Raw genomic sequence first — 4476 nt, 5'->3', positions numbered from 1 at the left:
CTTTATTCTTAAAGATTTTGCCGTAAAGTTCAGTGTCTTTAAAGCTTTTTGGTTCTTTATCAGGGATAGTTTTAAGTTTATTTACGCTGTTTTTTATGCCGGTGTATTCGCTCTCAAGAATTGTGCAGAGTGCATATGCGGCATAGGGGAGAAGAAGAATGATGTATGTAAGCACATACTGCGATTTGCCCTCGAACAGTAGGTGATAGCTAAATCCACCAAGTAATACGAGTGGCAACAGAACTGTTTGTACATTTGTCTTTTTATGTAGGAACATAAAGTAAATGCCGAGTGTAAAGAGAATGAACACTGCCGACATATAGAAGTTAAAGTACAATTCAAGGAACTGTCCTGTGCTTCCGTCATAAACCGCCTTGCCGAGTCCTGTCTGAACATCGGTATTGTGGCTCTTTACTTTGCTTACCCAGATGCTTTCGTAAGTAGGCTCGTTCCATTGGCTGAGAATTTTGTTGCCAAAGAAATTAATAGTATAGTCGAAGTCGCTTGACATTGTATTAAGTCGGCTGTCAATTTGTGACCATGCCTGAGTTTGTGCGGCATCAATGTCACAGTTGTTACCGGTGTAAAGGCTAAGTGCAATGTTGTTGTACCAGCCCGGAGCCATATATGACTCGTTAAGTCCCATATCAAGGTAAAGTACCTGAGAAACGCCGCCTTTAAACTCGGTGTTTGCTCTTACTTCGTAGCTTTTGATTACAAGATTGCTTGTACCTACAACCGCAATACAGAGAGCAAGTGCAAATGCAACGCTCTGCCATTTCTTCTCTTTAACAGTATGTATGATAAGCATAATTACAAAGGCAACAAGGTAAATGAGGTTGTTGTACTTTGCAAGTGCCGACACAACAAGAAGTACTCCGCAAGGAATTAGCAAAAGGTACTTGCTTGTCTGGAAATATCTGATAAGGAAGAATGACGCCCATAATGCACAGCACATTCCGATGATATTGCCATAAACAAATGTGCAGAAAAGAACCGGCTGAATACAGCCTGCAAGTGCAAGAATTACGATAAATTCAATTTTCTTTCTGCCAAAAATGTACTTTGTGATTTTTGCAACTGCAAGATAACCCGCCGCAACGCAGAGCACATTGATTACCTGCAATGGCATTGTGCTGTCTGTACCGAAAATTCTGTAAATAATTTCGCTTATAAGCACAAATCCAAGCTGGAACGGATAGCAGTTGTAGTATGAAAATCCGCTGTAAAAATCTTTATTGTAAAAATCTCCGCCGTCATACAGAGATGTATAAATTCCCTGTGATGCCTGAGTTGCAGTTTCGTAAATGTTGTAGCTGTCAGCTGCAGGAACAGACTGCACAGAGAAAATCCAGATCAGTCCGATTATTGAAGAAAAGGCGAAAAGCCCGATTTCCATATATTTTATATTTACCTTTGCAAAAAATTCCGTATGCTTATTGATTTTAAAAAGCACAGCAGTGAAAATTGCAAGACATAAAATATTGATTACAAATAAATCGTCCTGATATAAAATAACCTCTGAGCCGTAGTTTTGTGGGTCAATAACGCAGGTTTGGAAAATTGTCATTATTGCCACATAGCCAAAGGCTAAAAACAAAAGACCGCAAATAATATTTACCGCAATACTTTCAACAAGGCAACGCTTTTTGAACGGTGCGGCGGTTTTTTTAACTTTATCAGTCGGTTTTGCAGGCTGTTTTTTCTGTTGATTTGGTTTGGTTTTGCTCATTTTTGCACCTTCCTGTTAAAATTCTTTTTTGACAGAACGCATAAATAGCTTTCCAAGTGCATCTTTTGGATCAACATTATCAAACAGAACGCTGTAAACACTTTCTACAATCGGTAATTCAACATTGTTTTCCTTGCCAAGCTTACACAAAGCTTTTGAGGTCATTACACCCTCGGCAAGCTTTTCAAACTTAACGCCTTTTACATAGTTTTCGCCATAGCTGCGGTTGTGACTCCACTTTGAGAAAAGTGTGGCCTCATAGTCGCCAAGGTGGCAAAGTCCGTATGCACTCATTTCGTTGCCGCCAAGTGCTTTTATGAGCCTTGCAATCTCTCGTGTGCCTCTTGCCATAAGAGCACCCTTGAGGGAAGCATAGCCAAAGCCGTCAAGCATACCTGCGGCAATTCCGATTACATTCTTTGCAGCAGCACCGATTTCACTGCCGATAAGGTCTGTGCCAACATAAAATCTTATAAGTGAGCTTGAAAAACTGTTTACAAGCTTTTCTTTTACCTCATGATTTTTGCTGTCAATAACCATACAATTCGGGATTCCCTTTACATAGTCTTGTGGATGTCCCGGGCCTACCCAAACGGCAATAGGCGTTTTTTCTTCGTCAACAAATGCACCGACTACCTCACTGAGTCTTTTGCCTGTGGTAGCCTCAACACCTTTCATACAGAGCACAATAGTTTTGCCCTCAAGGTTGTTTTGTGCGATGCTTTCCATATAAGAACGCAAATGCTGAGAGGAGATTGAAATAACAATTACCTCTGCGTGGTCAACTGCCTTTTTAAGATCAGAAGTTACTTCAATCGACTCAGGAAAGGTAAGATAATCGTTTTTGTGAGTGGTGCTGAGCTGAATAAACTCAGGAGCGTCTGCAAGTCCGCAAGAGATAACATTGTTGCCTATCTTGTCAAGATACCAGGCAATGCAGCTGCCCCAACGGCCACAGCCCAAAACAGAAATATTCATTTATATCACCTGAAATTAAATTTTTTATAAAAATACAGCCCGCAAAAGGCTTTTAGCACAAATGCAGGCTTAGTCTGCTAAAATATGTAAGTTTTAAGTAAAAAACAAAAAGCCCCGCCTGACCGTATGATTTTTATAATAACCTGCCTACGAGAAAGCAGGTGGGTGCTCTCCTTTAAACATTAGGCTTCCTTCTTCCGCCAAAGCGGGAGGTCTGCACACCGATTAAAGAGTCGGGCTCCCGATTTAAGAGTTGTAGGGTTATTTTAAAATCATTCACGCATCAGGCAGGGAGTTTGTCAAATTGCCATTACTATATTATATGACAGAAAGAAAAGAATTACTCCTCTTCGTCTTCCTCATCATCATTGTAATAGTTCTCTTCAAAAATTGCAGCGATTCTGTCGAGCTTTTCGTCATCTTCGATTTCAGCAAGCTCTTCTTCACCGTCTTTTTCAAATACTTCCATAATGTAGTATTCGCCGGGATCGTTTACAGCGTCTGCCGGGTTTTCATAGTAAGGGAAGAGAACATAGAACTTACCTTCTTCGTTTTCAATAATATCGAGAATTTCAAATTCTATTTCTTCGCCCTCATCACTAATTAAAGTAATAAGATCTACATCAAATTCGTTATCCATAATAATATATCCTTTCGTTAGCACTTCCAAATAAATACAGCCTATAAAAAGAATTATAAAAATCAATTACCCTGTGCTGTCTTAATTGTACAAGTTTATTTTACAATTTTTTAAGCGATTAGTCAAGCATTATTCGCATTTAATTAAAATATATATTTTTTTTACAAAATATTCAATAAAAGTGTTGACAAATTACAAGCGGTATGCTATTATATATACACATTAAACAACAACTTCCTTTCAATGTGCTTGATTACTCCATCAAATTACCTAAAAACCGGCGACTTTATAGTCGTCGGTTTTTACTATATGTAAAAAGTGTTTAGTTAAATTTACTCTCTTTTACATTATAATGGCTATTATAACGCTTGAAAAAACCTTTGAAAAGATATATAATTCTAAATATTGCTTGATAAAATGGTTTTAGCTTTTTTAAAGCATTGATTTTTGTTTTACAGATAAAAACTGTACGAAGGGTGGAACTATGAGAGCTTTTGACAAATTACCTTCAAAATTTCAAAATGAAGAGGTAAAGCATTATTACGATATTATTGCCCAAAAGTCTGTTTCTCTTGCATTGAAAAGAATTACCGATATTATCTTTTCGCTAATTATTCTGATTATTCTAATAATCCCTATTGCGGTTATTGCTGTAATTGTAAAGGCAACCTCAAAAGGCCCTGTTTTTTACAGACAAGAGAGGGTTACAACTTATGGCAGGGTGTTTAGAATTTTCAAATTCCGCACAATGGTGCAGAATGCCGACCAAATCGGTACTCTTGTTACAACAAACGGTGACGCAAGAGTTACTAAGGTAGGAAGAATTTTAAGAAAATATCGTCTTGACGAGCTACCGCAGATTTTTAATGTGCTGTCAGGTTCAATGACATTCGTAGGTACTCGACCTGAGGTGCAGAAGTATGTTGATATGTATTCTCCCGAATATTACGCAACCCTGCTTATGCCGGCGGGAATTACTTCACTTGCATCTATAATGTATAAGGACGAGGAAAAGCTTTTGCAGAATGTTGATGATGCCGACAAGGTTTATGTTGAAACTATTTTGCCTGAGAAGATGAAGTACAATCTTATGTACCTTGAAAATTTCGGCTTTTTGTCGGACATT

General features: G+C 38.2%; 4 protein-coding genes and 1 other RNA gene. 1 reads left to right on the top strand and 4 read right to left on the bottom strand.

Features of this window, described 5'->3' with window-relative positions:
- The 4 genes from ACJMMI_RS10140 to ACJMMI_RS10125 form a co-directional block, all read right to left on the bottom strand.
- On the bottom strand, positions 1-1732 hold a 1732-nt coding region (locus tag ACJMMI_RS10140; RefSeq protein WP_405355418.1), incomplete at its 3' end, for a glycosyltransferase family 39 protein.
- A gap of 15 nt (positions 1733-1747) precedes the next feature.
- A complete protein-coding gene (locus tag ACJMMI_RS10135; protein ID WP_405355417.1) occupies positions 1748-2710 on the bottom strand; it encodes an NAD(P)H-dependent glycerol-3-phosphate dehydrogenase in 963 nt (320 codons plus the stop codon).
- Between the two features lie 107 nt (positions 2711-2817).
- Positions 2818-3007: non-coding RNA, 6S RNA (gene ssrS / locus ACJMMI_RS10130), on the bottom strand.
- Between the two features lie 43 nt (positions 3008-3050).
- The gene (locus ACJMMI_RS10125; protein WP_405355415.1) at positions 3051-3350 is read right to left on the bottom strand and encodes a DUF1292 domain-containing protein; all 300 of its coding nucleotides are present in this window, start codon (positions 3348-3350) and stop codon (positions 3051-3053) included.
- A gap of 484 nt (positions 3351-3834) precedes the next feature.
- Here ACJMMI_RS10125 and ACJMMI_RS10120 point away from each other — a divergent pair.
- Positions 3835-4476, top strand: a 642-nt coding sequence (locus ACJMMI_RS10120; protein ID WP_405355414.1) for a sugar transferase, incomplete at its 3' end; no start/stop codon positions are given.

This window comes from Ruminococcus sp., assembly GCF_045129435.1.
Taxonomy (GTDB): Bacteria; Bacillota; Clostridia; order Oscillospirales; family Acutalibacteraceae; genus Ruminococcoides.
Note: the sequence above shows the minus strand (reverse complement) of the source record. Positions and strands in the feature narration are given on the sequence as shown.